The organism is Shewanella sp. BJSY2023SW001, assembly GCF_047314685.1.
Classification (GTDB): Bacteria; Pseudomonadota; Gammaproteobacteria; order Enterobacterales; family Shewanellaceae; genus Shewanella; species Shewanella indica.
In genome coordinates this window covers 10075-11529 of sequence record NZ_JBKORF010000079.1, presented here as the reverse complement: position 1 = coordinate 11529, position 1455 = coordinate 10075, and the positions used below count along the sequence as shown (strand labels likewise).

Here is a 1455-nt window from a genome sequence, read left to right as displayed (position 1 = left end):
CATTGGTTTGAACTAATATTAAAAAATATGTCAGATGACGAAAGTTTAAAATATTCTAAGAGTAAACTTGTTGTGTATTCTATATTCAGACTGAAGAGTGAACTAAATAAGTGTTCCTTGGATTATATTTATATGCGTAAGGCAAAAGATTTTTTGATGTTATTAGGTGATTTGTAAATGATTGTAGATGTTAGTGTTGTTGTACCATGCTTTGATTGTGAGGGAACTATCAGACGTTCATTTGAATCAATAATGAATCAGACTAAGCTGCCTAAAGAAGTTATTTTTGTTAATGATTGCAGCGGTGACTCCACTTTAGATGTCCTTCTAGGCATTCAGACTGAATATGAAAATAGTTCAGTTGAAATTATCATATTAGACTTAAGTTTTAACAGTGGTCCTGCAACTGCCAGAAATATCGGGTGGAATAAAGCTTCTTCTAGCTATGTCGCCTTTCTAGATTCTGATGATTCCTGGCATCATCAAAAATTAGCTGTTCAATATAACTTTATGTTAGAAAGTGGTGCCGAATTAACTGGCCACCATGTTGATATAATGACCTCTTCAAGTATTGAATCTACAGAATATATAGTTGATTCTTTTAAAGCAAAAAAAATTACATTTAATAAACTACTTTTTAAGAATTATTTTCCTACTCCAACGGTTATGATAAAGAGGAATGTTTCAAGCCGGTTTCCTGAGGGAGCATACTTTGCGGAGGATTATGAATTGTGGTTAGATGTTACCTTTAATAAGCCGTCATTTCTTATACCTATTTCTCTTTGCTTTCTTCACAAGCCTGCTTTTGGTTCTTCCGGCTTGAGTTCAAAAATGATAGAAATGGAAAAGGGTGTACATTCAGTATTTAGACGCTTGTATAATAAAAATTATATATCTCGGACAAAATGGATTCTGGTGGTATCGTTTTCATACATTAAGTATTTAAGACGTTTGTTTATATCTAAAACCATGAAGTGAAAATATAGTGATTGTATCTAAGGGCTCTTTAAAAACTTATGTGAGCTTATGTTTTGTAGTGATGCTCGTTTCATTTTTTGTTGCCGTGAGGGAGCTGGATGTTGGTACTGATACAAAAGTTTATGTTAGTTATTTTATAGATTTAGCTGCAGGCAATGATGTTGTTCAGTTAGAGTATGGCTTTTATTTTTTGTCATTAATTTTAAGTTCAACTGGGTTGCCATTTGAAATTAATTTTTTTGTTTTTAGTGTTTTTAACTTTTTGTTTGCTAGTTGGTTTGTTAGCTCTTTATCTTCTGTAGAGGGGGATTACCACAAGTTTGTTTTATTCTTTATTGTATGCCTTTTTGTCAATCCCTTTTTTGTTGGTTTTCAAGTTAACGCTGTGCGACAAGGATTGTCAATTTTTTTGTTATTATTAAGCCTTTCCTTTCTAATGAAGCATTGTTTTCTCAAGTTTGCAGTCGTTTACCTGGC

At 32.4% G+C, this 1455-nt stretch carries 2 protein-coding genes; both read left to right on the top strand.

Annotated features, from left to right (window positions below; all coding sequences use genetic code 11):
• Positions 1 to 177: 177 nt before the first annotated feature.
• Positions 178 to 978 (top strand): glycosyltransferase family 2 protein, encoded by an 801-nt coding sequence (locus ACMHXH_RS17570; RefSeq protein WP_413738406.1) that lies wholly within the window; start codon positions 178 to 180, stop codon positions 976 to 978.
• 7 nt (positions 979 to 985) lie between these two features.
• Positions 986 to 1455 (top strand): EpsG family protein (locus tag ACMHXH_RS17565; RefSeq protein ID WP_413738404.1); only part of this gene is annotated, 470 nt, incomplete at its 3' end.

Excerpts from the sequence above, each read along its gene's own strand:
- ACMHXH_RS17570 (WP_413738406.1), top strand. The coding sequence starts at position 178 with ATGATTGTAGATGTTAGTGTTGTTGTACCATGCTTTGATTGTGAGGGA.